The sequence below is a fragment of the Pseudoalteromonas atlantica genome (assembly GCA_007988745.1).
Classification (GTDB): Bacteria; Pseudomonadota; Gammaproteobacteria; order Enterobacterales; family Alteromonadaceae; genus Pseudoalteromonas; species Pseudoalteromonas atlantica.
In genome coordinates, this window is record BJUT01000040.1 from 12,614 (window position 1) to 39,585 (window position 26,972).

General features: G+C 41.3%; 20 protein-coding genes and 1 pseudogene. 5 read left to right on the forward strand and 16 right to left on the reverse strand.

Going from position 1 to position 26,972, the window contains the following annotated elements; translation table 11 throughout:
- Positions 1 to 38: 38 nt before the first annotated feature.
- The 14 genes from PAT01_RS14695 to PAT01_RS14760 form a co-directional block, all read right to left on the reverse strand.
- Positions 39 to 3,125 carry a ligand-binding sensor domain-containing diguanylate cyclase gene (locus PAT01_RS14695; RefSeq protein ID WP_138579425.1) on the reverse strand — a complete coding sequence of 1,029 codons (3,087 nt, stop codon included), beginning with the start codon at positions 3,123 to 3,125 and terminating at the stop codon, positions 39 to 41.
- A gap of 37 nt (positions 3,126 to 3,162) precedes the next feature.
- Positions 3,163 to 3,648, reverse strand: coding sequence for a phosphatidylglycerophosphatase A family protein (locus tag PAT01_RS14700; protein ID WP_024031690.1), 486 nt, complete (start codon positions 3,646 to 3,648; stop codon positions 3,163 to 3,165).
- Entirely contained in the window at positions 3,645 to 4,619 is a 975-nt protein-coding gene (gene thiL / locus PAT01_RS14705; RefSeq protein WP_054983488.1) for a thiamine-phosphate kinase, read from the reverse strand. Before thiL ends, PAT01_RS14700 begins: the two co-directional genes overlap by 4 nt.
- Before the next feature lie 94 nt (positions 4,620 to 4,713).
- Positions 4,714 to 5,124 (reverse strand): transcription antitermination factor NusB, encoded by a 411-nt coding sequence (nusB, locus tag PAT01_RS14710; RefSeq protein ID WP_004586866.1) that lies wholly within the window; start codon positions 5,122 to 5,124, stop codon positions 4,714 to 4,716.
- A 15-nt stretch (positions 5,125 to 5,139) separates the two neighbouring features.
- Positions 5,140 to 5,604, reverse strand: a complete 465-nt coding sequence (gene ribH, locus PAT01_RS14715; RefSeq protein WP_004586865.1) for a 6,7-dimethyl-8-ribityllumazine synthase — start codon at positions 5,602 to 5,604, stop codon at positions 5,140 to 5,142.
- A 101-nt stretch (positions 5,605 to 5,705) separates the two neighbouring features.
- Positions 5,706 to 6,818, reverse strand: coding sequence for a bifunctional 3,4-dihydroxy-2-butanone-4-phosphate synthase/GTP cyclohydrolase II (gene ribBA / locus PAT01_RS14720; protein WP_055254705.1), 1,113 nt, complete (start codon positions 6,816 to 6,818; stop codon positions 5,706 to 5,708).
- Positions 6,819 to 6,847: 29 nt separating this feature from the next.
- On the reverse strand, positions 6,848 to 7,501 hold the full coding sequence (locus PAT01_RS14725; RefSeq protein ID WP_004586863.1) for a riboflavin synthase: 654 nt from the start codon (positions 7,499 to 7,501) through the stop codon (positions 6,848 to 6,850).
- A 16-nt stretch (positions 7,502 to 7,517) separates the two neighbouring features.
- On the reverse strand, positions 7,518 to 8,651 hold the full coding sequence (ribD, locus tag PAT01_RS14730; RefSeq protein ID WP_154945723.1) for a bifunctional diaminohydroxyphosphoribosylaminopyrimidine deaminase/5-amino-6-(5-phosphoribosylamino)uracil reductase RibD: 1,134 nt from the start codon (positions 8,649 to 8,651) through the stop codon (positions 7,518 to 7,520).
- Between the two features lie 2 nt (positions 8,652 to 8,653).
- Positions 8,654 to 9,103 (reverse strand): transcriptional regulator NrdR, encoded by a 450-nt coding sequence (nrdR, locus tag PAT01_RS14735; protein ID WP_004586861.1) that lies wholly within the window; start codon positions 9,101 to 9,103, stop codon positions 8,654 to 8,656.
- A gap of 365 nt (positions 9,104 to 9,468) precedes the next feature.
- Complete coding sequence (gene glyA, locus PAT01_RS14740) at positions 9,469 to 10,725, reverse strand: serine hydroxymethyltransferase (RefSeq protein ID WP_024031685.1); 1,257 nt, start codon at positions 10,723 to 10,725, stop codon at positions 9,469 to 9,471.
- Positions 10,726 to 10,995: 270 nt separating this feature from the next.
- Entirely contained in the window at positions 10,996 to 12,279 is a 1,284-nt protein-coding gene (gene thrC / locus PAT01_RS14745; RefSeq protein WP_154945724.1) for a threonine synthase, read from the reverse strand.
- Between the two features lie 11 nt (positions 12,280 to 12,290).
- Entirely contained in the window at positions 12,291 to 13,226 is a 936-nt protein-coding gene (gene thrB, locus PAT01_RS14750) for a homoserine kinase (protein ID WP_029773773.1), read from the reverse strand.
- Positions 13,227 to 13,235: 9 nt separating this feature from the next.
- On the reverse strand, positions 13,236 to 15,653 hold the full coding sequence (gene thrA / locus PAT01_RS14755) for a bifunctional aspartate kinase/homoserine dehydrogenase I (RefSeq protein ID WP_154945725.1): 2,418 nt from the start codon (positions 15,651 to 15,653) through the stop codon (positions 13,236 to 13,238).
- 229 nt (positions 15,654 to 15,882) lie between these two features.
- Positions 15,883 to 16,251 (reverse strand): response regulator, encoded by a 369-nt coding sequence (locus PAT01_RS14760; RefSeq protein ID WP_024031682.1) that lies wholly within the window; start codon positions 16,249 to 16,251, stop codon positions 15,883 to 15,885.
- Positions 16,252 to 16,623: 372 nt separating this feature from the next.
- Here PAT01_RS14760 and PAT01_RS14765 point away from each other — a divergent pair.
- Positions 16,624 to 18,386, forward strand: a pseudogene (locus tag PAT01_RS14765) (ATP-binding protein).
- An 83-nt stretch (positions 18,387 to 18,469) separates the two neighbouring features.
- Complete coding sequence (gene rdgC, locus PAT01_RS14770; protein WP_004586854.1) at positions 18,470 to 19,378, forward strand: recombination-associated protein RdgC; 909 nt, start codon at positions 18,470 to 18,472, stop codon at positions 19,376 to 19,378.
- Between the two features lie 82 nt (positions 19,379 to 19,460).
- On the opposite strand, the gene PAT01_RS14775 is transcribed toward rdgC, so the two are convergent.
- Complete coding sequence (locus tag PAT01_RS14775) at positions 19,461 to 20,300, reverse strand: HDOD domain-containing protein (protein WP_054983495.1); 840 nt, start codon at positions 20,298 to 20,300, stop codon at positions 19,461 to 19,463.
- Positions 20,301 to 20,575: 275 nt separating this feature from the next.
- Between PAT01_RS14775 and PAT01_RS14780 the strand changes: the two genes are divergently transcribed.
- On the forward strand, positions 20,576 to 22,276 hold the full coding sequence (locus PAT01_RS14780) for a dipeptidyl-peptidase 3 family protein (RefSeq protein ID WP_154945726.1): 1,701 nt from the start codon (positions 20,576 to 20,578) through the stop codon (positions 22,274 to 22,276).
- A 44-nt stretch (positions 22,277 to 22,320) separates the two neighbouring features.
- On the opposite strand, the gene PAT01_RS14785 is transcribed toward PAT01_RS14780, so the two are convergent.
- Positions 22,321 to 22,725: an HIT domain-containing protein gene (locus tag PAT01_RS14785; protein ID WP_004586851.1), complete on the reverse strand. Its 405-nt coding sequence runs from the start codon at positions 22,723 to 22,725 to the stop codon at positions 22,321 to 22,323.
- Positions 22,726 to 22,837: 112 nt separating this feature from the next.
- Here PAT01_RS14785 and PAT01_RS14790 point away from each other — a divergent pair, with 112 nt between their 5' ends.
- Together PAT01_RS14790 and PAT01_RS14795 are read left to right on the forward strand one after the other, a co-directional pair.
- Complete coding sequence (locus PAT01_RS14790; RefSeq protein WP_154945727.1) at positions 22,838 to 25,063, forward strand: S9 family peptidase; 2,226 nt, start codon at positions 22,838 to 22,840, stop codon at positions 25,061 to 25,063.
- 143 nt (positions 25,064 to 25,206) lie between these two features.
- Entirely contained in the window at positions 25,207 to 26,844 is a 1,638-nt protein-coding gene (locus PAT01_RS14795) for a methyl-accepting chemotaxis protein (RefSeq protein ID WP_138577585.1), read from the forward strand.
- The last annotated feature ends 128 nt before the right edge of the window (positions 26,845 to 26,972 follow it).

Genomic DNA, 26,972 nt, shown 5'->3' on the forward strand with positions numbered 1-26,972 from the left:
ACCCTCACCATGCCTAACCTACTTTTGTAGGTTGGGCATTATCGCATCCACACTTTAATATCTGCTAAGCCATTACTTTGTAAAATACCCAGCTGCTGATCTACATTCGAATTTTGCTCAAACTCAAACGCATCCAACTGTTTATCAAACGTAATATTTGCGACACCGTCACCACCGCGTTTTTTAACCTGATGAAGCGCTATATCGGCTAAGTTTATCGACGTTTCCCAGCTTATTACTTGCCCACCTAAAAGTGGCAGTGGGTAAAAAGACCACCCCAATGAAGCCGTAATATTAGTTGTTTTACCGTTTGGTAATTGAAACGAATTTAAAGCAATTGCTTGGCATAAATCAGAGGCATAGCTGTCAATCATGTTGCACTTAAAATCGCGCAGCAATAATAAAAACTCATCCCCACTCCAGCGTGCTACATAGTCAGAGCCTTGGGTACGTGAATTAAGTAATGCTGCCATTTGTTGTAAGCAGCTATCTCCTGCTATTGGGCCATATGCATCGTTTATACGGCTAAAGTTATCAAAGTTGATAATAAGCAGTACAAGTGACTTACCTTGCGCTTGTAAAGACTGTGCATTACGTTGGAAGTGCTCAATATCTTTAGGGAGCTGATCAAACAAAAAGCGACGACTACGTAGCCCTGTAAGCTCATCTGAGTGACTAACTAGTTTAAGCTGTGAGTTTACTTGGCCTAATTTATCGTTAGCTTGGCGCAGCTCTAATGTACGCTCTGTAACTAGGGCTTCGAGTACTTCTTGCTTGCGGCGCTCTTGCGCTCTAAATACCCAAAAAATAAAGTAAAACAGTAAAATAAACCCACTAACGATTAGCAATCTAAAGTAAATAGTTTCGTCAAAGCGTTGCGGTACTACAAATGCATACTCGATAGTTTGCGCTCTGTCCCAATCTTCGCCTTGGCGTTTTGCCTCAAGCTCAAATAAAAATGATCCCGCCGGTAAGTTTGTATAAATGGCTTCCCGGCGTGCATTAGCATAGCGCCAATCACTATCTAACCCACTTAACTTATATCTAAACTCAATACTATTTGGCGCATAATAATCGATGGCGGTGTACTTTAACGTTATGTCGCGCTCATCAGTATCTAGTAAAGGCTTTTCGCCCAATGCTGCGGTAGTTAACGCGCGCAGTGGTGTGGTTAGTGTTTCTACTTTAGGCTTTAATACATTTAAGCCAAATAGCTCGGTATTTTTAGGTATTTCTACAATGCCTTGTAAGCTTGGGTACCAAATTGAATAATCGGTCATGGCAACGGCATCGTGTCCTAAACCGTTACAACACTGGCTTGCTTTACCATCGAGCTGCCTATCAAAAGAAGAAATAACCTCTTCCACTTTTAAGCTCGACACCTCTGATTTAAATTGCGCTACTGGCATACGGTAAACACCTTTCATGGTACTTACCCATACACGCTTATAGGTTTTGTCATACTCTAGGCTAAAAATAGAGCCATAAGGTAAGCCGTTGGCTGCATCTAACTGTCGCCAATGCCCTTGCAAACTTCTGTAAAATAAGCCGTCATTAAGCGAGCCAATTAAAATACCTACGCCATCTATGTGTAATACGCTGGTGATGTATGCACTTTCGAGCGAGGTTTGGTCACCTATTTTTTCAATGCCGCGGTCAGTAAAGTAATACGCCCCTTTACTGGTCCCTATTACACCAAAGTTTGCTTTATCGAGCACATACGTTATAAATTTACTGCCTAAAAAGGCATTGTATGCAAAGGGTGTTAACCCGCCATAACTTAGCCTATACAAGCCACGCCCTGTACCTATCCAAAAACCACCTTTGCTTGATGGGCTAATAGCAAATACCGGATTGTCGCGCAGGGCTCTGCCAGGAAAGCTATATAGTTTATCTTGCTCGTAAAAAAACAGCCCTCGTCCGGTCGCTATATATAAACGCGAGCCATCAAACTGTAAGTCGTGTACTGTTGCGCGGCCAAATTGCGCACTGGGTATTTTATTGACAAAGTTTTTATTTAAATCGAAATAACCAATACCGCTTTTATTTGCCACCCATAAATTACCATCGGGCGCTTGGCTGATTGCCATAACGGCCTCTGTCATTTGCGATAAAGCAGAGTGGCGTTCTATACGCCCTTCGTGTGCAAGCCATAAGCCTTCGCTAAAACTTGCAAGCCAAATATTATTTTGACTATCGCGGTAAATATCGGCAAACCAAATACTTTGATCTAGCTGACTTGGCTCAACCCATTGCCACTCACCCGACTTAGCTCTAAAAAGTAGTCGTCCATACGTAGAAACCCATAAGCCACCATTGGTGTCGCTCATAAATTTATACACAGCTGAGTTATTCGCATTCGGCAGCGGAAAAGGTCTTAGTTCATCGTCTAAATCTAAAAAGTAAGCACCCAGTTCAGAGGCTAAATATAAATTACCATTTAAAAAAGACAGATCATGAACAATGGTTTGTGCTAACCGCTCAGGCAATGACACCTTAGCTGTTAACTCCAATCTGAGTTTTGAAAAATCAGAGGCGCTTTTAGTTAAGCGTAGTAAATGACGGTCGTTGACAAGCCAAATCCCCTCTGGAGAAAGCGCCATTTGACTAACCGACCCCACTATTTGGGTGATCACAGTGGCATTTACAATAGGAACGAGTTCGTTCGCTTTATCACGTAAATCAACTTGGTTGCGGTCTACATAATAAAGCCCATTAGCTGCAATCCAAATGCTGCCCTTGGCATCTTCTAATATGTCTCTAACTGGGCCTTTAATATTAAATTCTTGTGCGGCAAGCGTTTGCGGGTTTATGACCACCAAGCCACTTTTAGTGCCCACCCACAGATAGCCATTACTATCTATGAGCAGTTTATTAATACCATTGCTTGGCAAAAAAGGACTATTTTGTGTGTTGTAATTAGTGAACGTTGTGCCGTCAAAGCGACTAAGACCAAATTGCGTTCCGACCCACATATAGCCTTGCTGATCTTGCACAACACTTTTTAGCGATTGCGAGGGCAAGCCATCTTTGATATTCCATTGCTTAACAACGTAATCAGTAATAGAAGCCCAACTTGGCATGGCACACAACATAAGTACACATACCAGTAAAAATCGCATCATTTCGCTGCCACCTAGTTAAACAAATAAAACACAAAAATTAAAAGGGTAGTAAACCTGCTTTTATTAACGCTTGCAAACAAATAAGCGAAAAAATACCGGCAAGTACATCATCTGCCATTATACCCACGCCACCGTCCATTCGCTTATCGAGCGTTTTGATCGGGCCAGGTTTGGCAATATCAAAAAATCTAAATAATAAAAAGCCTACAAGTAAGGTTTGCCAACTAAGCGCTGCACCTATCATCGTAATGTAATAACCCGCAACTTCATCCCACACTATAGCTGGGTGGTCGTGCACACCTAAATCATCGGCGGTTTTGCCACACGCCCAAATACCAAAAATACTAATAACCACGGCAAACACGATTTGTAGCCAAAGCGGAAAATACATGGTCATAAAAATAAATGGTAAAGCAGCAAATGTACCAAAGGTGCCTGGCGCAACAGGCGCAAGGCCAGTGCCAAACCCTAGGCCAAATAACTGGTGCGGGCGCTTTAAATTAAACTGTTTTTTGCTAGTCAAACCTGCTCCTTGGCAAAGTGCTCAAAGCCCTGTTGCTCAAAATTAAATTTTTCACCGTGGTGTAAAAGCTCAATGTGCCCTTCGCCACTTTTTATTTGCCCTATGCACGTTGCTTCTACGCCGTATTGACGTAATTTAAGCTCCAACATGCTTTTATTATCTTCAGAGACAGTAAAAAGTAATTCGTAGTCATCGCCATAGCCTAAAATATACGGCAATTGCGCCTCAAAGCTCAGGCTTGAACGCATAGCGTCTGAGGTTGGGATGTTTTCAATATTTATACTGGCGCTGACTTGTGACATATCAAGTATGTGGCTTAAATCCGCCATAAGGCCATCAGACACATCAATAGCTGATGAAGCAAGGCCACGTAATACTTGCCCTGCAGCCACCCGTGGAGTGGGGTAATCAAAGCGGCTATTTATGTACTTTAAGTGCTCAGGCTCAATACTTAGGCCACGCTTGCGAGATTCAATAGCCAAGCCTGCATCACCTAGCGTGCCGGTTACACATACCCAGTCGCCCACTTTAGCACCTGCACGGCGTAAAGCTTTGCCCTCTGGCACAGTGCCTTTAGCGCATATAGTAACTGTTAAAGGGCCCTGCGTAGTATCGCCACCAATTATTTGTACATTAAAGTACTCAGCAATTTCGTGCATTCCCTCAGTAAATTCTTCAATCCACTGCTGGTTAATATTTGGTAGGGTTAATGCCACCGACACCCAAGTAGGCTCAGCCCCCATGGCTGCTAAATCACTAAGATTTACGGCCAGTGCTCGGTGTCCTAATGCTCGGGGAGAAATGTCATCAAAAAAATGAACACCCGATACAAGCGTATCAGTTGTTACTGCAAGTTGGCAGTTTTGCGGAACGGTAACTAATGCACAGTCGTCCCCTATTCCTAGGCTTACATCACGACGAGTTATACCACGACCTTTAAAGTAGCGGTTTATTAATTCAAATTCCTTCATACACAAAAAAGCCGACCTATGCCGGCTCTCCTTTTTAACGTGTACTAACTGTTAAAGCTAAGCTCTTTAGCAGAGCGCTTTAGCAAGGTTAGTATTACTTGCGTAAATGCTTAACAGCTTTATCAAGTACACCGTTTACAAATTTATGGCTGTCTTCAGCGCCAAATATTTTAGCAAGCTCAATGCCTTCATTGATTGCTACTTTGTATGGCACATCTTCACGGAATTTAAGCTCATACGCGCTTAAACGTAAAATTGCACGCTCTACCATATCTAAATCATCAAATGGACGTGTTAAATGCGGAGATACAGCTTCATCTAGTTGCTTATAATTAACGGCAACGCCACGCGCTAAATCTTTAAAGTATTCAACATCAATTTTAGTCACGTCGTTTTCGATCAACATTTGTTGTTCGATATCGGCAATTAAATTGCCACTTAATTGCCAAGAATAAACGGCTTGAAGTGCTAAGATACGTGCTTTACGTCTTGCTGCTGGTTTCACAAAAATTCCTTAAACTTAAATTTTATCTAACACATTAACCATTTCAAGCGCGCCTAATGCCGCTTCGCCGCCTTTGTTACCCATTTTGGTACCAGCGCGTTCAATTGCTTGTTCAATGCTTTCTGTGGTTAATACGCCAAATGCAACCGGGATATCATACTCAAGCGATACATTTGCAAGGCCTTTGTTAGATTCGCCAGCAACGAGGTCAAAGTGTGGTGTACCACCTCTGATCACTACGCCTAATGCGATGATTGCATCATACTCTTTTTTTGCCGCAATGCGTTTTGCCGCTAAAGGTAACTCTACTGCACCGGGTACATACACAACGGTAATGTCATCATCGGCTACGCCACCAGTACGCTTTAGCTCATCAACAGCACCTTCTAGTAGGCTGCTACCAATAAAATCGTTAAAACGAGAAATAACAATAGCGAATTTTTTGCCTGGAGCGTACTTATTACCTTCAATAATTTTCATTTGATAACCCTAAAAATATGTTCAAGCGGTTGCGATTGCGCAAAAATTGCTGCGCATCATACCATAAAAATAAAAAAATAGACTAGTTAAAAGCTGAGCCCTTATTGTGGCTCAACGTAATCAACCACTTCTAAATGAAAGCCCGAAAGTGCATGGTACTTTTTAGGGCGACTCATTAAGCGCATTTGCTTAATACCTAAATCAGCCAGTATTTGCGAGCCCACACCAACGGTACGCGATGTACCTTTAAATTTACGCGGCGTAACATTTTCGCCAGCATCGGCAGCAGCAAATGCTTTTACTGTGGCCTCTAGCTCTTCGGTGCTTTCTTGTTTACCTAAAATAACCAGTGCACCGTTATTTTCTGCAATGTAAGCCATTGCATCAGAAAGCCCCCAACTACGGTCCGCACTTCTGTCTGAAAGTAAAATGTCGTTAAAGGTGCTTTGTAAGTGCACGCGCACAAGCGTTGGTTCTTGCTCTTTAATTTCGCCTTTTAGCAATACGTAGTGCAGTTGGCCGTCAATCGTATCTTTGTAGGTTACTAAATCAAACTCACCGTGCTCAGTGGGTAATTTACACTTAGCCACTTGCTCTATGGTGGTTTCGTTAAGGTTTCGGTATTCAATTAAATCTGCAATTGTGCCAATTTTAATACCATGCTCTTTAGCAAATACTTCTAAATCAGGGCGGCGCGCCATAGTGCCATCGGCATTGAGGATTTCTACAATAACTGATGAGGCTTCAAGGCCGGCTAAACGTGCTAAATCACACCCGGCTTCGGTGTGGCCTGCGCGCGTTAACACGCCACCTGGCTGTGCCATAATAGGAAAAATATGTCCAGGCTGTACGATATCGCTTGGTACGGCGCCTTTTGCAATAGCAGCTTGAACTGTACGCGCTCTATCGGCTGCAGATATACCCGTTGTTACACCTTTGGCAGCTTCAATCGACATAGTAAAGTTAGTAGAAAACGCTGCGCCATTGTTTTTAACCATTAACGGTAAATCAAGCTGCTCACAACGCTCTTGCGTCATAGTTAAACAAATTAAGCCACGGCCATGAGTGGCCATAAAGTTAATTGCTTCGGCGCTAATGTGCTCTGCTGCAATGATTAAATCACCTTCGTTTTCTCTGTCTTCGTCATCCATTAAAATAACCATTTTACCGGCTTTAATGTCGTCGATGATTTCTTGTGCGCTGTGTAAATTCATAAATTTGCTCGTGTAAGTTATCAGTGTCGTTATTTAACAAAACCAGCTTTAGCTAGTAAGCTCATTGAAATATCTGAGCCAGTCGGCTGCTCAGCCCCTTTAATAAGGCGCTCTAAATAACGTGCAATTTGGTCGACTTCTAAATTAACGCGTGTGCCCACTTTAAAATCAGCAATGGTGGTTTGCTCGCTTGTGTGCGGCACTATGGTTAATTTAAATTTATTACCTTGTACAGCGTTTACTGTCAGGCTTATACCATCTATACATACAGACCCTTTGTAAGGAATGTACTTCATTAAGTTTTCATCGGTGCTTAGCCAATATTCTGTAGCGCGCGCATTACTAGTGATGGCTGTAATGGTTGCAATGCCATCAACATGACCTGACACTAAATGCCCGCCTAAACGTGAAACCGGCTGCATGGCTTTTTCAAGGTTAACTGTTTGGCCAATATTATAATTTGCAAACCCAGTTAAGCTGATAGTTTCGTTTGATAAGTCGGCACTAAAGCCATCAATGTGCTTATCAACTACCGTTAAACATACGCCATTAGTGGCAATGCTATCGCCAAGCTTTACATCGCTCATATCAAGATTAGCGCTTTGAATGCGAATGGCTAAATCGCCTTGTTTTTTTTGTAATAGCGCAATTTTGCCTGTGGCTTCAATTATTCCAGTAAACATAGCCCTACTCTTTTAATTAAGTGATTGGAATGTGTTTTGTGGCGGTTATACGTAAATCATCGCCTATTTTCACACACTCTTTAAACGTCAAATTAACGGTGTTTTGCATATCTGTTAGCGGTGCAAAATTAACTAAGCTTTTTGCATCGCACCCCATTAGTTTAGGCGCTAAATAAAATATATATTCGTCTATTAAATTAAGCTCTGTCATTTTACCGGCAAGTGTAGCACCCGCTTCTAAATAAACATGATTAAATTGCAGCTTAGCAAGGTGCGCTAAAACAGACGTTAAATTAACTTTGTTATTTTGCTGTGGCACTTCTATATGCCTTACAAAATGCGGCCACTGCGTTGATTTATCAACCTTGGTAGTGAAAATTATTATTTCACTTTCAATATTAAATACTGCCAGCTCTGGTGTAAGCCTATTTTGTGAGTCAATTATAACACGCACCGGTTGGCGTAGGGGTAATTCAGTAGGCAAAGCCTGTGGCAACTCGCTTAACCTCACATTGAGCTTAGCATCATCGGTAATAACCGTATCGGCGCCCGTTAAAATAGCGCAGCTTTGTGCTCGGTGTAATTGTACATCTTGTCGCGCAGCGCTTCCGGTGATCCACTTACTTTGGCCATTTTTTAGCGCGGTTTTACCATCAATGCTGGCCGCCATTTTACACGTAACATACGGAAGCCCGTGCTCCATACGCTTAAAAAAACCTAAATTAAGTGCGCGCGCTTGCTGCTCTAAAAGCCCAAATGCAACCTCAATACCGGCATCGCTGAGTATTTTAAGCCCTTTACCTGCTACTTGTGGGTTGGTGTCGACCATAGCTGCAATAACTTTTACTACACCTGCGGCTTTTAAACCCTCTGCGCACGGCGGAGTGCGTCCGTAATGGCTGCACGGTTCAAGCGTTACATACGCAGTCGCGCCTTTTGCGTTTTCACCTGCTACAGCAAGGGCATTAACCTCAGCATGCCCCTGCCCAGCTAATTGATGAAACCCTTCACCAATTACGTGGTTATCTTTAACTAAAACACACCCGACATTAGGATTGGGGGTGGTTGTAAATCGCCCTTTTTTTGCAAGCTCGATGGCACGTGCCATGTACATTTCATCTTGCGCAGTAAAGGTTATTTGGTTTTGCATTATTACTCCCCTAAACGGGCAATTTCTTCACCAAATTCGCGTATATCTTCAAACGAGCGATACACAGAGGCAAACCGCACATAGGCTACTTTATCCAGTTTTTTAAGCGCCTCCATTATGCACTCACCCACAAGGTGACTTGATATTTCTCGCTCGCCGGTAGCACGCAACTGCGATTTAATAATATTAACCACTTCATCCACTTGCTCTGTACTAACAGGGCGTTTTTCTAGGGCGCGATTAAGGCCATTGAGTAGTTTATCTTCATTAAAGGGTTCTCGGCTGCCATCTTGTTTAATTACACGTGGCATAACTAACTCGGCACCTTCAAAGGTAGTAAATCGCTCGTGACACTCGTTACATTCACGACGACGGCGAACTTGGTGGCCTCCGCCGACTAGGCGAGAATCAATAACTTTAGTATCTTTTGCGGTACAAAATGGGCAATGCATAACTCGGTACTTCCGTTTTAAAACAAAAAAGGCCGCTATTTAGCGGCCTTTTATCTTAGCAAAAAAATAGGGCCTGTTGGCCTTTCAGGATTAAATTTGTTCTATCTAGGGGTGATTTGATCGCGGCGCGAGGTTTGTAACCTAGTGGGCTAAGTAAAAACCGAGCAACAAAGAGTAAATCGCCCCTAGGACGAACCCGAGGGCAGTGCATGTTTGGCATTTATGCTGCGTTATCGCCTATTTGTGTGGAGTAACCACACTACATAGACCCTGCCTTGCCTAAAAACCAAACATACTACTGCAAATTAAACCTCGAAAGGTAAACAGGCCCCTTGTTGTGATCTAAATTACTGCTGCTTATGCAATTAAGCGTATACAGGTAGTTTTGCACAAATTGCTTTAACTTTTTCTTTAACTTGCGCTTGTACTGACTCATCGTTGATGTTGTCTAACACGTCACAAATCCAGCCAGCAAGTTCTTTCGATTCAGCTTCTTTAAAGCCACGACGCGTAATTGCAGGTGAACCAATACGTAAACCAGAAGTAACAAACGGTGAGCGAGGATCGTTTGGTACAGAGTTTTTGTTCACAGTAATATTTGCATTACCAAGCGCTGCGTCTGCATCTTTACCTGTGATATCTTTATCGATTAAATCAAGTAAGAATAAGTGGTTTTCTGTTTTATCAGATACGATTTTGTAACCGCGCTCTTGCATAACAGCAACCATAGCTTGAGCATTTTTAACTACTTGTGCTTGGTATGTTTTAAATTCTGGTTGTAGAGCTTCTTTAAATGCCACTGCTTTTGCAGCAATAATGTGACACAAAGGACCACCCTGGCCACCTGGGAACACAGCGCTGTTAAGCTTTTTGTAAATTGCTTCGTCGCCACAAGCAGAAATAATTAAACCACCACGAGGGCCTGCTAAAGTTTTGTGTGTTGTTGTTGTTACAACATGCGCGTGAGGTACTGGGCTTGGGTAAACACCCGCTGCAATTAAACCTGCAACGTGAGCCATATCAACAAATAAGTAAGCACCTACTTTATCAGCAATCTCACGGAATTTAGCCCAATCAACAATACCTGAGTACGCAGAAAAACCACCAATAATCATTTTTGGTTTGTGCTCAAGTGCTAGCGCTTCTACCTGTGCATAGTCAATTTCGCCAGTTGCTTCGTCTAGCCCGTACTGGATTGCATTGTATAGCTTACCTGAGAAGCTTACGTGTGAACCGTGCGTTAAGTGACCACCATGAGCTAAGCTCATACCAAGTACAGTGTCGCCTGCTTCTAATAATGCTAAGAAAACAGCTGCATTTGCTTGAGAACCCGCATGTGGCTGAACGTTTGCGTAGTCAGAACCAAATAGCTCGTTAGCACGATCAATTGCAAGCTGCTCAACAACGTCTACGTGCTCACAACCGCCATAGTAACGTTTGCCCGGGTAACCTTCTGCGTATTTGTTTGTAAGCTGTGAACCCTGTGCTTCTAGTACGCGTGGGCTACAGTAGTTTTCTGATGCGATTAATTCAATGTGCTCTTCTTGGCGAGCAGTTTCTTTGTTTATCGCGTCAAATAACTCTGGATCAAAATCCGAAATATTCATGCTACGTTCTAACATTGGGGTCTCCTAGGGCAACGTGTATGGTGTTTTTTAGAGGCTTTATTGTACGCTTTAAACGACTCTTTGCCTACGCTCTTAAGTTGAGGATATTTAAACAGGGATTGAATCTATTTCACAGCGTTTTTAAGATGATATTTTTTTATAAATGCATTAATAATTTAAATGATTTTTATTTTTTACATTTAATTAGTTAATGATAAATACTTTATTTAGCGCCTTCAAAATACAAAAAAAGCGGCCAAAGCCGCTTTTTTAACGCTAAGTTAGTTAGCCTAACTTAGCGAGTATTTCAGTACGTAACGCTTCATAATCAGGGTTAATGTCGCTTGCTAAACAAGGTTTAGCAAGCGCGTCGCTAAGTGGTTTTGGCATATCAAGTTCAATATTTAGAATCTCTTCTACGCTATCTTTAAACTTAGCAGGGTGAGCAGTTGCTAAAAAAATACCTGCTGCGCCGGGTGCTTTATTCTCTACAAGACCTTGGTATGCAATGGCGGTATGCGGCTCTGCAACATAACCAGTTTGTTGAATATTTTTCATCACTGCTTGCGTATTTTCTTCGCTCACGCTGGTTGAGTAAAAATTATCGTAGCTAAACCAGTTATTATCTAACATTGTTTGCACACGTGGCCAGTTATTTGGCTTGCTTACATCCATCGCATTTGAAAGCGACTCAAGTGTGGCATTTGGCGCCCAATTTTTATCAAGCATGTAACGTGGCACGGTGTCGTTTTGATTTGTAGTCGCGCTTAGTTTACCCACCGGCAAACCAATTACAGCACCAATCATGGCGGCACATACATTACCAAAGTTACCACTCGGGACTGAAATATGCGCTGTAGCACGCTTTTCTTTTGGTAGCTGAGCAATGGCTTCAAAGTAATAACATACTTGTGCCACTAGGCGGCTAATGTTGATTGAGTTAGCTGAATTAAGGCCAAGTGTAGATTTAACTTCGTCATCTAAAAACGACTTTTTAACCAGCTCTTGGCAATCATCAAAACTGCCATCAACCGCGTAACAATGAATGTTGTTCCCAAGCGTAGTAAATAGCTTTTGCTGAGCAAGCGAAATTTTGCCTTTAGGGTATAGAATAACCACATCTATGTTTGGCTTGTTGTAAAATGCATGCGCTACAGCAGCGCCAGTATCGCCAGAGGTTGCAGTTAGAATCGTGACTTTTTCGCCTTGATTAAACTGTGCTAAACACTCAGCCATAAAGCGCCCGCCAAAGTCTTTAAACGCAAGCGTAGGGCCATGAAAAAGCTCTAAACAATAGTTATTGTCTTCAACCTCTACCAATTTTACGGGGAAGTTAAATGCATTTTTAACCATTTGAGCAACGGTATCAGCGGGTAATTCATCACCAATAAGGTGCGATAAAATTTTGCTACTGCGGGTAACAAAGTCCATATCTAATAACGCATCTACATCGGCGAGTGGCGCCAAGCTTTCAGGGAAAAATACCCCCTGATTACGCCCAAGCCCTGTTTTTACCGCTTCAACAAACGACACTTTTTGAGAACTTTCTTTTAAATTATGTAATTGCATAAATGCCTATCCTATAAAACTGTTAATTGACGCGTGCCGTCGTTATCTAATTTACAAATGTGGCAAAAGCCCTGCTCATTTATATAGTTTTGCGCTAACCACTGCGCACATTTTTCAGCAGCTTCTAATGTTTTACACACTGTAAATAACGTAGGGCCCGCACCTGAAATACTGACAATTTCTGCACCAAGCGCTGGCAAATTTGCTTTCGCTTCGCTAAACCCTGTTATTAACGGTGCTCGGTACGGCTCTGCTATATCGTCTTGCATAATGCTCAGTGCATCATCAAAACGCTGCGTTAATAACAAACTGCTAAATGCCGATAAACGCTGTGCAAACTCAACCCCTGCATGCATGCTTAGCTCTTTAGGTAATACCGAGCGCGCCTTTGCGGTATTAAGCGAAAACCCAGGAAACGCCGCTACGTAGTACCAGTTTTCATCAACTGGTAGAGCAATTGACTTATCAGGAATTAAATCGCCTGTAAGCTGTAAGCCCCCTAAATAACACGGGGTGATGTTGTCATAATGACGCCCGCCACTGACTATCGCTTCAAAATCAGCCATTAATTCAATCAGCTCAACTTGGCTTAAATTGGTTTGAGCAAACTTATCAAGCGCAGCAAAGGTTGCTACCACCGAGCACGCACTCGAACCTAGCCCTGAGCCAATTGGTAAGTTCTTTTTAAGCTCTAATTTTACACTTGGCATATCTGGCGCAACATGCGCTCTAAAATGCACTAAACATTGATATGCTAGGTTTTCGCTCGCATCGCTTGGTAACTTATGCGCATATTCGCCAGAGCAAACAAACTCATCACTTGCTGCGGCGCTTACTACGGCTACATCACCTAATAAGCTGCCATCAATAGGCGCAAGCGCTGCCCCAAGTGCATCAAAGCCCACTGCAAAATTACCTATAGACGCCGGAGCATATACTTCTATCATAATGCTCTCCTAGCGCGATAACGTTTTTAATACGTCGGCAAATACGCCTGCAGCGGTTACTGCAGAGCCTGCACCGTAGCCACGAATTACAAACGGGCGTGGTTGATAATATTGGCTTAAAATAGCTAATGCGTTTTCACCATCACGAATAACATTTAATGCATGCGATGAATCGACCGCTTCAATGCCTACTTTACAGTGACCTTCTTTAATTGTACCTACATAACGCAGTACCTTGCCCTCTGCTGCCGCACTTTGAATACGGTCGTTAAACTCAGCGTCTAAACTTGGCAGTTTAGCCATAAATTCATCTACGCTGTCACCTTGTGCAAAACCTTGTGGCAATACCGACTCGACTTCTATATCACTAAGCTCTAGTTTCATGCCGGCTTCGCGAGCAATAATAAGTAATTTACGTGCTACATCGGTACCCGATAAATCATCGCGTGGGTCTGGCTCTGTAAAACCGCTTTCTTTTGCTTTAATGGTTGCCTCAGAAAGTGATAAACCATCTTCTAGTGCACCAAACATGTACGACAGTGAGCCTGATAAAATACCGCTAAACTCAAGTAACTCATCACCTGCACCAAATAACGACTGTAGGTTATCGATTACCGGTAAGCCTGCACCTACGTTTGTTTCGTATAAAAACTTGCGGTTATTTTTTTGTGTTGCTGCAATTAAGTCTTGGTAATAATCGTACGAGCTGGTTGTGGCTTTTTTATTAGCGGCAACCACATGGAAGCCCGCATTTAAAAAATCCACATACTGAGCTGCTAGCGCATCAGAAGACGTACAATCTACAAGCACAGGGTTTACTAAGTGATTTTGTTTTACAAACTGCTCAACTAAATTTAAGTCAAACGCTTGCTCTGATACTGCAAGCTTTTGCTGCCAGTCATCAAATGCAATACCTTCGCTGTCTAAATGCAATTGACGAGAATTAGCAACGCCATATAAGTTTAACTTAATATTACGTTTTTCAAGCCACGCTTGTTGGCGCTCTAACTGAGAAATAAGCTCTTGTCCTACTAAGCCACAGCCAAGTAAAAATACGTCAATTGAAGGGACGTGCGTAAAAAAGTTTTCATGGCATATTTTCACTGCGTCGTTACACAGCTCGCCATCAATAACCGCCGAAATAGCACTTTCTGTAGAATCCTGCGCAATGGCTACAATGTTTACTTGGGCCTGTGCAAGAGAAGCAAAAAACTGTGCTGCTAAACCTTTGTGTGCGCGCATGTTATCGCCCACTAAAGTAACAATGGCAAGATTACGTTGTACTTGCACCGGCTCAATTAAGCCTGCTTGTAATTCAAGTTCAAATGCACTTTGCAAGGCCTCTAGTGCTAGCGCTAAATCGCTTTCGTGCACACAAAAGCTAATGCTAAATTCACACGATGATTGAGTAATTAATACTATCGATACGTTATCGTGCGCAAGAGCATTAAATACCTTAGAGGCCATGCCCACTTTACCTTTCATGCCAGGGCCTGACACGGTTAGCATTGCTAAGTCTTGCAAGCTAGAAAGCGCTTTTACTGGCTCATCAGATGAATAGTCGTTACCAATTAATGACCCTTGAGCATCTGGGTTATGGGTATTTTTAATTTCGCAGGGTACGCCCGCTTTCGCGCACGGTAAAATGGTTTTAGGATGAAGTACTTTAGCGCCAAAGTAAGAAAGCTCCATCGCTTCTTTATAAGATAAGAAATCAACTTTAGTCGCTTTTTTGATGTAGCGCGGATCAGCACTGTACACACCATCAACGTCAGTCCAAATTTGGCAAATTTCAGCATCTAAACATGCCGCTGCAATAGCTGCTGAGTAATCAGAGCCATTACGACCAAGTGTAGTAAGTTCGCCTTGCTCGTTGCTTGCTGTAAAGCCTGGCATAATGTAAATGGTGGCTGGGTTTTCTTTAAGTACTGCTTGAAAGCGTGCTTTACTCGTTACTAAGTCGGCCTCAGCATCAATGTAGCCACCACTAGAGGCAACACAACGCGTTGCTTCAAGGTATTGTGCATTGTGCGAGCTTAATAAACTTTGCATTAGCGATACGCTAACACGCTCACCAAAACTAATTACAAAAGCACGAATTTGATCTGGGCAGCACTTAATAAGCGCCACACCATCTAGCTTATTTTTAAGCTCATTAAAATCTGGCCAGTTTGTTACTTCGCCACTGCTTTTTTCTACTTCTGCTTTTAATGTCTCGCATCGGCTTAGTAAAGCTTGCCATTGCTGAGAAAAATCTTGACCTTGCTCAGCGGCACTGGCCAGCGCAACTAATGAATCAGTCATACCTCCGGGTGCAGAAAGTACCAGTAACATTTCATCTTTTAACTGTGCTTTTACCAGCAAAGCTACTTGTTGCAAACAGGCAAAGTCGGCAAGCGAAGAGCCTCCAAATTTTAAAACGCGCATTATTTATGTTCCTCATCCCATAAAACGAAAAAAGGCCTGTGTTCTTAGTGAACACAGGCCTTTAAATTTGTTGCACCGACCTATGCCACTATCCAGTAAGAATGGTGGTTGTAATAATAATGGTCAGTGCGCGATTAATTGTTTTCATAGAGCTAAGACTGCCTTAACAAAGGCTATGCTGTCAACCCCAAATTAAAAGATAAAACAGCCTTTTTGAACATGAAAAAACCTAATGAATGCCAAATTTATGCAAAACTTCACTTAAGGCCGATTTATTAATAGGTTTATTTATAAAGTCGATGGCACCAAGCTGCGCGACTTTTTGCTTCATTTGTTGTTGTATATCAGCGGAGATCACCAGTACAAAACACTCAATTTTTTCTGCCTTAATGCGCTCCAGCACTTGTACGCCGTCAACTTCTGGCATGGTTAAGTCTAAACACAAAAGATCAAATTGCTGCAAGCGTAAAAGTGCCAGCGCATCGGCCCCGTTTGCGGCTTGTTGAATGTCGGCACTCACGCACTCATTTAAACAACGCACAACTTGTTTGCGTGCAACAGTGGAGTCATCACACACTAATATAGAAAATTTCATCATGTTAACTACTAAAATAACCTTCTAAAAATTATAAAAACGAGCCGTCCGTTGGTTTTTGCTATTCTAACACGTTCCTAAAACTCTAACACTTTGCTTGTTCGCATAATGTAATACTGTAACCTTACAATAAAACGTTAAATATTATTAATAATTGCCTTAGCTGCCTATTAAAAATCATCGTTTTTGTAATCTCAGTAGCCATTAAAATTAATTTAAATCAGTTTAGTGCACTATTATTAAAACAAAACGACTCAATAGCTGGGCTATCTCTTTAAAATATAAATTTTTTATTTATTTTTAAGGTTTTATTGACTAACTTTTAAGTTAGAAATTGCAACTTAGATATAATTACACCGGATGAGTAAATCCCATATGTTACAAAAAAGCCTTTCTAAGAAATTGTTAACTAATGTTTTATCAGTGTATTTTTTGCTTACCTTTGTGGTGACATGTGGACAGGTGCTTGCAGAATTTGTAAATACTAAAGACTACATTCGTGATGAGCTAAGTACGCTACAAAAAACCTTTAGCCGAAGCTTAACACGCGCAATTTGGGAACTAAACACAAAGCAAACAATTACAACCGCAGAAGGCTTACTTGCTATACCTATGGTGGAGGGCATTATAGTGCGCGACGACAGCGGTGAAATTATTTCGCAGCTGGGGCGCTCTTTGGATATACACAAACTTTATAACCAACAACTCGTACAAGAGGAAGTCATTATAGAGGACACCAAATCGGGTCTCTTTGGCTATACCTTTCCCCTAATTTTTGAATTTTCGGGGCGCGCTACTCAAGTAGGTGATGTGACCTTGTTCTCTAGCCGCGATGTGGTATTTAGCCGAATAATGGTATCTATTTACTTTTTAATTGGTAACGCCATGATCAAAACCACCTTTTTGATCATTCTGTTTTTAATGGCATTTAGAAAGCTGCTCACCGACCCTTTAAACGAGTTAACCGATCAAATAGAAAACCTAGAGCTTGATGACTTAGAAGGTCAACACATAGACATTGAGACCGAAGAGCATAACGAGCTAAACGTTATGGAGCAGTCTTTTAATAACTTAATAGATAAAGTAGTTCAATACAGAAAAGAGCTTGAGCATACCCAACGTGAGTTGATTGTTAGTAACGAAAAGCTCGACCAGCACAATATACAGCTTGAGCAAGATGTTGCCCGTAAAACGTCAAACTTAAGCCAAGCTATGATGGATTTACAACAGCAAAAGTACGAACTAGAAAAACAAAAGCTGGTACTAACCGAAGAAGTTGATTTACGCAGACACACCGAAGAAGAATTATTAACTAAACAAAAAGAGCTTGAACGCTATCTAGACGAGCTAAGCCTTGCTCAAGAGCGCTTAGTAGGCACTGAAAAAATGGCTGCACTAGGCGGATTAGTCGCCGGTATTACACACGACATAAATACACCTATAGGGATTGGTGTAACCGCTATATCGTTTTTACAAGAGCGTTTAAACACGTTAGAAAATGCCTACAAAGAAAAAACATTATCGCCCAAAGCATTAGAAGAGTTTATAAACGAAGCTAAGCAAAGCAAAGCACAAGCTTGCTTACAACCAACCTTGATAGAGCCTCTGAGCTTATTGCCAGCTTTAAACAAATAGCGGTAGACCAAGCCAGTGAAGCTGTAAGAACAATTAACTTTAAAGATTATTTAAACGAAGTAATTTTATCGCTCCACCCTAAACTAAAAAAAACCAAGCACACCATAAATTTACAGTGTCCGGATGATTTAGTTCTTAACCTGCCTGCAGGGGCAATTAGCCAAATTTTTACCAACTTGATTATGAACTCAATTATTCATGGTTTTGATAATATTGCGCAGGGCAATATTGATATAAATATTAGCGCCGATGACACACTCCTTATTATTGACTACACCGATAACGGCAATGGCGTAACAAAAGAGCAATTAGCCAAATTGTTTGACCCATTTTTTACTACAAAACGCGACCAAGGCGGCAGTGGGTTAGGCACACACATAACCTTTAACTTAGTTAAGCAAACACTTAGCGGCTCAATAGAGGCAAGCAGTGAGCCTGGCAAAGGGCTTCATTACCATATTGAATTTCCTAAAAACATGCCAAAGCCATTATTTAATCAATAACGGCTTTGCTTAAAATCAGCCATTTCGAGAACCCCATTTTATTGCTATGATTGAGCAAATTTAAAAGATGGAAAAGTTACCTTATGTGGTTTAGTAACCTGATTTGTTATCGCTTTAAGCAAGATGTTTCGTACACTCAAGAAGAGTTTGAAAAAGCGTTAGAACAAGATGTATTTCGCCCTTGTGGCTCTCAAGACCTTTCTACATTTGGTTGGACAAAAGCATTTGGTAAGCATGGTGACTCGCTGGCGCATTTTTCACAAAAAAGCATTTTAGTGTGTGCCAAACGTGAAGAAAAAGTGTTGCCTGCATCTGTTGTTAATGAAATGGTTGCCGAAAAAGTAGATCAAATAGAAGCGGAAGAAAACCGCCCTGTTAAAAAGAAAGAAAAAGACGAGTTAAAAGAAAACATTTTAACTACCTTATTACCTCAAGCGTTTAAAAAATCGAGCCTACAGTTTGCTTTTATTGACCAAGAAAACGGTTGGGTTGTAGTAAACAGCGGCAGTTTTAATAAAGCAGAAGAGCTACTTGCATTGCTGCGTAAGTCTCTGGGCACATTACCGGTAGTACCTGCTTTTGCAAACTACGACCTAGATGTTTTTTTAACTGATTGGTTAACTAACTTCAGCACCCCTGAAAACTTTGCTATAGGCTTTGATGCTGAGCTAGAAGAAGCCGACGACAGTGGCGCGCAGGTTAAACTAAAAGGTCATGATTTATCGTGTGATGAAGTTAAATCGCACCTAGAAAATGGTAAACGCGTGACCAAACTTGCACTTGATTGGCAAGAACGCCTGAAGTTTATGCTGCAAAACGATGGCTCTATCAAGCGTTTAAGCTACTCAGAAACTTTAAAAGAAGAAAACGCCGATATTCCTAAAGAAGATATGGCGGTTAAATTAGATGCTGACTTTATTTTAGCCTCAGAAGAAATAAAGCTACTACTTGAAGAACTGACGGCCGGTTTAGGTGATGCAGAAGATTTATAAAACGCTAAAATTATAAGCGCTATTAAAACCAAAAAAAGCACGACTTAGTCGTGCTTTTTGCTTTTACCTTTATAACTGCTAATTAGCTAAATGTGTCTTTTACATTTTCGAGCATGTCGTTGTATTCATCACTTGAAAATAGCTGCATAGAAGGAATAACGCCTTTATCTATGTAGGTTTGTAAAGCCGCTGATTTATCAGAAACCTGTAAAGTCCCCTCTAAAATAGCGCCAATACGAATAAAATCAACATAACCAATCTCTTCAGGGCGATACGTAGGGTCGGCCCAATGTCTAGCAACATTTACAAATTCAGGTGGAAACTCCCACGCTCCCATAATTGAGCCACCAATTTTACCACTGAGCTTTTGAATTGCATGTGCTAAAAAGCTTGGGTTAGCAAACACCTCTGGGTGGCGCTCAGCTTCGGTTAAAATAGGCAATACACCAATGTTATATACCAACGACGCCAGCGTAATAGAGTCACTATTTAACGATGTACGTTTATTATTTTGTAAATAAAACGCCATAAGCGTTATTGAATGCCCCGCCACATTTAGCGTTTTTTGCCACGCTTTACTCATGTAGCCTTTTATTAGCTCATTATTAGAAACAAACAGCTGCTCCATTGCCATTGCGGTTGCTATATTTTTAATTTGGCGTAAACCAATGCGAGTAACCGCTTGCTGTAAGTTAGACACTTTAACCACTCGGCCCATAATTGCACTGTTAGCCACTTTGATCATGCGCGCTGAAAGAGCCGGGTCTTGCCCAATCACGTCTGACATTTGCATTAGGTTTACATCAGGGTTATCGGCCGCTTGGCGCACTTTAATTGCAACTTCAGGTAGCGTAGGTAAAACCAAAGTGTCGTTATTGATTCTATCAACCAAAATCGTTAATAGTGCATTTTCTGTAGACATAGAACTGTCATCCTTTTGTTTCTGGGCCGCAATGCAACTGCTAACCTCGGATAAAATGAGTAATACAATGAGTATTATCTAACTTACCGATAAAGTTAAGAAAATTATATAAATTAATTGTTATTATCGCCTGTAGGCGCGGTACAACGCCAAACACTTGCTATTTACCATTTAGTTTTGCTTTAATGCAGTCACTATAAGGAAACGTTTGTACGCGCTAGCAATTATATTTAAGCGTACAAATAATTAAACTTACTTTTTTAACAGGCAATCAAATGATCTTAAACAAAATTAGCCAAGCAATTTTACTCTCAGGCGTCGTTTTTCTTAGTGCATGCTCAGAGCAAGCCCCCTCTTCGACCGAAGCCACAGGTGTAGAACTTGCTCAAAAAAGTGCCGCGCAAGCTGGCCCAGATTTAATTAACATTGATAAACAACGTTTAGATATTTACACCGACTTTAGCCTAGAAGCCGACCTATCTCATTTAAGTGAGAATCAAAAAGCCATGGTTGCTAAGCTTATCGATGCCTCTAAAATTATGGACGAGCTATTTTGGAAGCAGGCTTTTGGCGATAATAAAGACGCTTTTTTAGCAAAACTAAGTGATGAAAAAGTACGTAAATTTGCTGATATTAACTACGGCCCTTGGGATCGTTTAAACGGTGACGAACCGTTTTTATCAGGTTACAAAGAAAAAGCCCTTGGCGCACAATTCTACCCAGCCGACATAACAAAAGAAGAGCTAAATAACGCCGACGTAGAAGATAAAAAAGGCCTTTATTCATTAATTAAACGTGATGAGCAAGGTAACCTTTACAGCGTGCCTTACTCAAAAGAATACGCTGAGGAGTTAGCTAAAGCAGCAGAATTATTACGTGAAGCCAGTAAGCTTGCCGATGATAAAGAATTTGCTAATTACTTAAACCTACGTGCTGATGCACTACAAAAAGATGATTTTCAGGGTTCTGACTTTGCCTGGATGGACATGAAAAATAACCCCGTTGATGTGGTTATTGGCCCAATTGAAACCTACGAAGATCAACTCTTCGGCTACCGCTCTGCTTATGAGTCGTATGTACTAATTAAAGATTTAAAATGGAGCGAGCGCCTAGCTAAATTTGCGGCCTTTTTACCAGAGCTGCAAAAAGGTCTACCGGTAGATGCTAAATATAAGCAAGAAGTGCCAGGTTCAGACGCCGATTTAAATGCTTACGATGTGGTTTACTATGCAGGACACTCAAATGCGGGCAGCAAAACTATTGCCATTAACTTACCAAACGATGAGCAAGTACAGCTTGAAAAAGGCACTCGTCGCCTGCAGCTTAAAAACGCAATGCGTGCAAAATTTGATAAAATTTTAGTGCCAATTGCTGAGCAGTTAATTGTACCTGAGCAACGTAAGCATATTACCTTTAACGCCTTTTTTGCCAATACCATGTTTCACGAAGTGGCTCATGGCCTAGGTATTAAAAACACCATTACAAATAAAGGCACTGTGCGCCAATCATTACAAGAGCACGCAAGTGCACTTGAAGAAGGTAAAGCCGATATTTTAGGTTTATACATGGTTGAGCAGTTACTTAAAAAAGGCGAAATTACCGAAGGCACATTAGAAGATTACTACACCACCTTTATGGCGGGTATATTCCGCTCAGTACGTTTTGGTGCATCAAGCGCACATGGTAAAGCCAACATGATCCGCTTTAACTTTTTTGCACAAGAAGGCGCTTTTTCTAAAAATGAAGAGGGCTTATACCGTGTAAATATGGAAAAAATGGGCGTGGCTATGGCTAAGCTGTCGCGCTTAATTTTAACATTACAAGGTGACGGCGATTACGAAAAAGTAGATCAACTAATTGCCACTCATGGCGATATTAAAGAAGAGCTTGCTAAAGACTTAGAAAAACTAAGCCAAGCAAATATTCCGGTTGATGTAACCTTTAAACAAGGCAAAGACGTGTTAGGCCTTAACTAACCCAACACGTAATACTTTGTAATAGTTTAATAAAGCGCTGTAGTTTATAACTGCAGCGCTTTTTTTAGCGCTATTATTTGCTCATCTGTGTATGGTTTTGCAGGAAACTTACCCCACACCGGTGCAGGCCACGCAGCATCAGTTGTAAAACGTGCAATATGATGAATATGTAATTGCGGCACCATATTACCCAAAGCGGCCACGTTTAATTTATCAGGGCTAAACACTTGCATAATAAGCTTGCTGAGTTTGGCCGACTCTTTTAAATATACAATTTGATCGGCATCAGATAAATCGATGATCTCTTTTAAATTAGGTTTTCTGGGCACCAATACAAACCAAGGGTATTGGCTGTCGTTAAGTAATAGCACCTTACATAAAGGCCAATCTGCCAGTTCTATACAATCGCGCTTAAGCTCTGGGGCGAGTTCAAAAGTGTGGTTCGTCATCGTCACATCCTAGTTAGTCTTTAATAATGGCCACTTTATAGCATTTATTTGCAGTTGCACACGCTTAGCTTTACCATTTAATACAATATTTATAATAAGCTAAGGCAACCTTGTGCTAAAAAAAATAAAACACTTAACCCTCGCACTACCGCTAGCTGTTGGCGCACTGAGCGTACAAGCAAAACCATTATCGTTAGAGCGTATTTTTGATGATCCGAGCTTGTCGGGTAAAGCTCCCGTACAACTTAAGTTTTCACCAGACGGTAGCCGCGTAACTTACCTGCAAGGTAAAACCGATGACTACAACCGTTATGATTTATGGGAATACAACTTAAAAGATAACACCAATAGAATACTGGTTGATTCTGCAAAGCTGTTTTCAGGCCCAGAAAACCTCTCTGATGAGGAAAAAGCACGCCGCGAACGTCAACGTATTTTTGGTAAAGGTATTTTAGAGTATAAATGGTCTAAAGACGGTAAAGCCCTGTTATTCCCACTCAATGGTGACCTGTATTATTACGAGCTTGCATCTGGTAAAAGTAAAAAACTTACCAATACAGAAGCGTTTGAAACCGATGCCCGTTTTTCTCCTAAAGGTAACTATGTATCGTTTATTCGCGAGCAAAACCTTTACGCTTTAGCACTTGATTCAGGTAAAGAAATACAACTGAGCAAAGATGGCGGCGGCGTTATTAAAAACGGCATGGCCGAATTTGTAGCGCAAGAAGAAATGAGCCGTATGACTGGCTACTGGTGGGCTGGCGATGAATCTAAAATTGCATTCACTCGCGTAGATGAAACCCCAGTAAAAGAAGCCATCCGTAACGAAATTTATGCAGACGAAGTAAAGCTATTTAATCAGCGTTACCCATTTACAGGCACCGACAACGTTGAGATTCAACTTGGCGTTGTGTCTTTAAATAATCAAAACGTTGACTGGGTTGATTTAGGCGACGATAAAGACATTTACATTGCACGTGCTAAATGGCTAAAAGACAGCACTACCCTTTCGTATCAATGGCAAAATCGCTCACAACATAAGTTAGAACTACGTTTTTACAATAGCGATACTAAAACGCAAAAAGTAGCGCTAACAGAAAACAGCGATACGTGGATCAATTTAAACTTTGATCTGCATTTCTTAAAAGACAAAAAGCATTTTGTATGGGCTTCTGAGCGCGATGGTTTTAAACACCTTTATTTGTACCGCACTAACGGCCAGCTAATTCGAAAAATCACCTCAGGAGACTGGGTTGTTGATAGCTTAAAAGGCGTAGATGAGAAAAAAGGCATAGTGTACTTTGCAGGACGTAAAGACACCCCGCTTGAAAGCCATTTATACAGCGCACCACTGTTTAAAAAAGGCAATATTAAGCGCATCACCGAACAAGGCCAATACCACAAAGTGGTAATGGCTAAAGACAGCAAAACGTTTATTGATAATAGCTCATCGGTAAACAAGCCTAACTCGGCGGCACTACGTAAAGTAAATGGCGAATTTATCACATGGCTTGAACAAAATAAGCTTGATGATAGCCACCCATTAACACCTTATTTAAGTGATTTAGCAACTCCAGAGTACGGCACAATTAAAGCTGAAGATGGCCAAGAAATGCATTACCGCTTGTTTAAACCAAGTAATATTGCCGACGGTAAAAAGCACCCAGTAATTGTTAATGTATACGGCGGCCCGCATGCACAACGCGTTACAAATAGCTGGCGCAGCAAAAACTTGTACTTTCAATACATGGCGCAACAAGGCTATGTTATTTTTCAGCTCGATAACCGAGGCTCTTACAACCGTGGTAAAAAGTTTGAAGACGCTATTTACAAGCACTTAGGTGTTGTAGAAGTAGCAGATCAAATTAAAGGCGTTGAGTTTTTACGCTCGCTTGATTACGTAGACCCACAACGCATTGGTATTTATGGCCACAGTTATGGCGGATACATGGCCCTAATGACCATGTTTAAAGCGGGCGATTACTTTCAAGCCGGTGTATCGGGAGCACCAGTTACTGACTGGGCACTTTACGACACCCACTACACCGAGCGCTACCTTGGTCATCCAAAAACTAATGCCAAAGGCTACGAAGACAGCGCCGTATTCCCATACGCTGATGGCTTAAAAGGCCCATTAATGATTTACCATGGCATGGCCGATGACAACGTGTTATTTACCCACGCCACTAAATTATTTAAACAACTACAAGATAACGAAAAACAGTTTGAAATGATGACCTACCCAGGCTCAAAACACAGCTTACGCGGTAAACAAGTGCAAACACATTTACACCAAACCATCACAAACTTCTTTAATCGACATTTTGATGTTAAATGATCATATGACGACTAAATAGACTAAAGGCTGATTGAAAAATCAGCCTTTTTTTTGTCTTAATAAGTTAGTGAGCCTAGATTAAACGCTTTTTTTAGCTACGCTTATTCTATGCGCTAAGGCGTACACTAATTGAGGACAAATTAATGCTTAACCTACGTAGTTTCAGTATTTTCCAGCGTTTTTTACTGTTAATAGCCATTGTTGTATTTGGCTTAATAGTACTTAGTATATCTAGCTTAACTCATCAATATAGCTCACTCAAAAACGAGCAATATCTAAAAACCCAAAATGTAGTAGAAACGGCATACAGTGTTATTGAGCATTACCACCAGCTTGAACAAAACAATACACTCACACAAGCGCAGGCTCAATCACAAGCACTGGCCGCTATAAAAGCGCTGCGCTATGACAAAACAAATTACTTTTGGGTAAACAACTACCAGCCCAAAATGGTAATGCACCCAATAAAGCCTGGGCTTAACGGTAAAGACTTAAGTAATAATAAAGACCCCGATGGCAAAGCACTTTTTGTAGAAATGGTGAACATTGTAAAACAACAAAAAGAAGGTTTTATACCTTATAAATGGCCAAAACCAGGAAAAGACCAGCCGGTAGATAAAGTCGCATTTGTAAAAGGCTTTAGCCCGTGGCAATGGATTATTGGCTCAGGCGTATACCTAGATTCAATAGATGAAGCATTTAGCGAGCAGCGTAATCTCATCATAATTAGCGCTTTAGTTATGATTATTGCTGTCATTTTATTAAGTTACTTTATTGGTAAAAGTATACTCACGCCTACTCGTCTTGCCGCAGACATGATGAAAAACATATCGCAAGGTGAAGGTGACTTAACACGTACGCTAAACGAATCGGGCAATGATGAAATATCAGAGCTGTCACGCTCTTTTAATTTATTTGTTTTAAAAATGCGCGAGTCGTTAGTACATGTATCGCACAGTGCTGATGATGTAAGCAAACACGCTCATACGGTGGATGAGTCAAGTAAAACAAGCCACTCCTTCATTGAACTACAAAACGACAGTTCCACACAAGTAGCCGCCGCCATGGAGCAAATGACGCACCAAATTCATGATGTGAGTCGTAATGCCGAAGCCGCTGAACAAGCTGCCAATGATGCAGCGCACAATGCCTCAACCGGTAAAAACGTGGTAGCGAATACCATTACCGCCATAGAAACACTTTCAAGTAATATAGAAACAGTGAGCCAAGTAACTGAAGATTTAGCAAACGAAAGTAACAATATAGGCTCTGTGCTTGATGTGATCAGAAGTATATCGGAGCAAACAAACTTACTTGCACTCAACGCTGCTATAGAAGCGGCTCGTGCAGGCGAGCACGGTAGAGGGTTTGCAGTTGTTGCCGATGAAGTGCGCACATTAGCCAGCAGAACTGGGCAAAGCACAGATGAAATTCAAGCCATGATCACTAAATTACAAGAAGGCGCTAAAGCGGCAGTAGAGGCGGTAAAATCAAGCCAAGCACTGTCGGTGACGACGGTAGAGCAGGTTTCATCTGCAGATACATCGCTCAATGAAATAGAAAGGCTGGTATCTATAATTACCGACATGAACAGCCAAATAGCCCGTGCCACCGAGCAGCAAACACAAGCTGCTGACGAGGTTAATTTACGTATTAACGAGCTATCTCAATCAACCGAGCAATCACTAAATAATACAAAGCAACTTACCGATGCCAGCGATAACCTTAAACAAAGTAGCCAAGGGCTTTCGAGCGTGGTTAATCGCTTTAAATTAAAATAATTAAAAAACAAAAGCCCTGAATTAACAGGGCTTTTTATTACATAAGCGTTTTTAGCTTATACCATTTCGCATAATTAAGTGATCTATTTTTAGGATGGAAAAACGTGTTGATGGCTAGGCAAAAAATT

What these genes read in the sequence shown, in the direction of transcription:
- rdgC (WP_004586854.1), top strand. Translation starts at nt 18,470, where the DNA reads ATGTGGTTTAGTAACCTGATTTGTTATCGCTTTAAGCAAGATGTTTCG.
- nrdR (WP_004586861.1), bottom strand. Translation starts at nt 9,103, where the DNA reads ATGCATTGCCCATTTTGTACCGCAAAAGATACTAAAGTTATTGATTCT.
- thiL (WP_054983488.1), bottom strand. Translation starts at nt 4,619, where the DNA reads ATGAAGGAATTTGAATTAATAAACCGCTACTTTAAAGGTCGTGGTATA.
- PAT01_RS14760 (WP_024031682.1), bottom strand. Translation starts at nt 16,251, where the DNA reads ATGATGAAATTTTCTATATTAGTGTGTGATGACTCCACTGTTGCACGC.
- PAT01_RS14780 (WP_154945726.1), top strand. Translation starts at nt 20,576, where the DNA reads ATGATCTTAAACAAAATTAGCCAAGCAATTTTACTCTCAGGCGTCGTT.
- glyA (WP_024031685.1), bottom strand. Translation starts at nt 10,725, where the DNA reads ATGTTAGAACGTAGCATGAATATTTCGGATTTTGATCCAGAGTTATTT.
- thrA (WP_154945725.1), bottom strand. Translation starts at nt 15,653, where the DNA reads ATGCGCGTTTTAAAATTTGGAGGCTCTTCGCTTGCCGACTTTGCCTGT.
- ribH (WP_004586865.1), bottom strand. Translation starts at nt 5,604, where the DNA reads ATGAAAATTATTGAAGGTAATAAGTACGCTCCAGGCAAAAAATTCGCT.
- PAT01_RS14695 (WP_138579425.1), bottom strand. Translation starts at nt 3,125, where the DNA reads ATGATGCGATTTTTACTGGTATGTGTACTTATGTTGTGTGCCATGCCA.
- PAT01_RS14785 (WP_004586851.1), bottom strand. Translation starts at nt 22,725, where the DNA reads ATGACGAACCACACTTTTGAACTCGCCCCAGAGCTTAAGCGCGATTGT.
- PAT01_RS14775 (WP_054983495.1), bottom strand. Translation starts at nt 20,300, where the DNA reads ATGTCTACAGAAAATGCACTATTAACGATTTTGGTTGATAGAATCAAT.
- thrB (WP_029773773.1), bottom strand. Translation starts at nt 13,226, where the DNA reads ATGATAGAAGTATATGCTCCGGCGTCTATAGGTAATTTTGCAGTGGGC.
- PAT01_RS14795 (WP_138577585.1), top strand. Translation starts at nt 25,207, where the DNA reads ATGCTTAACCTACGTAGTTTCAGTATTTTCCAGCGTTTTTTACTGTTA.
- ribBA (WP_055254705.1), bottom strand. Translation starts at nt 6,818, where the DNA reads ATGAATTTACACAGCGCACAAGAAATCATCGACGACATTAAAGCCGGT.
- PAT01_RS14725 (WP_004586863.1), bottom strand. Translation starts at nt 7,501, where the DNA reads ATGTTTACTGGAATAATTGAAGCCACAGGCAAAATTGCGCTATTACAA.
- ribD (WP_154945723.1), bottom strand. Translation starts at nt 8,651, where the DNA reads ATGCAAAACCAAATAACCTTTACTGCGCAAGATGAAATGTACATGGCA.
- thrC (WP_154945724.1), bottom strand. Translation starts at nt 12,279, where the DNA reads ATGCAATTACATAATTTAAAAGAAAGTTCTCAAAAAGTGTCGTTTGTT.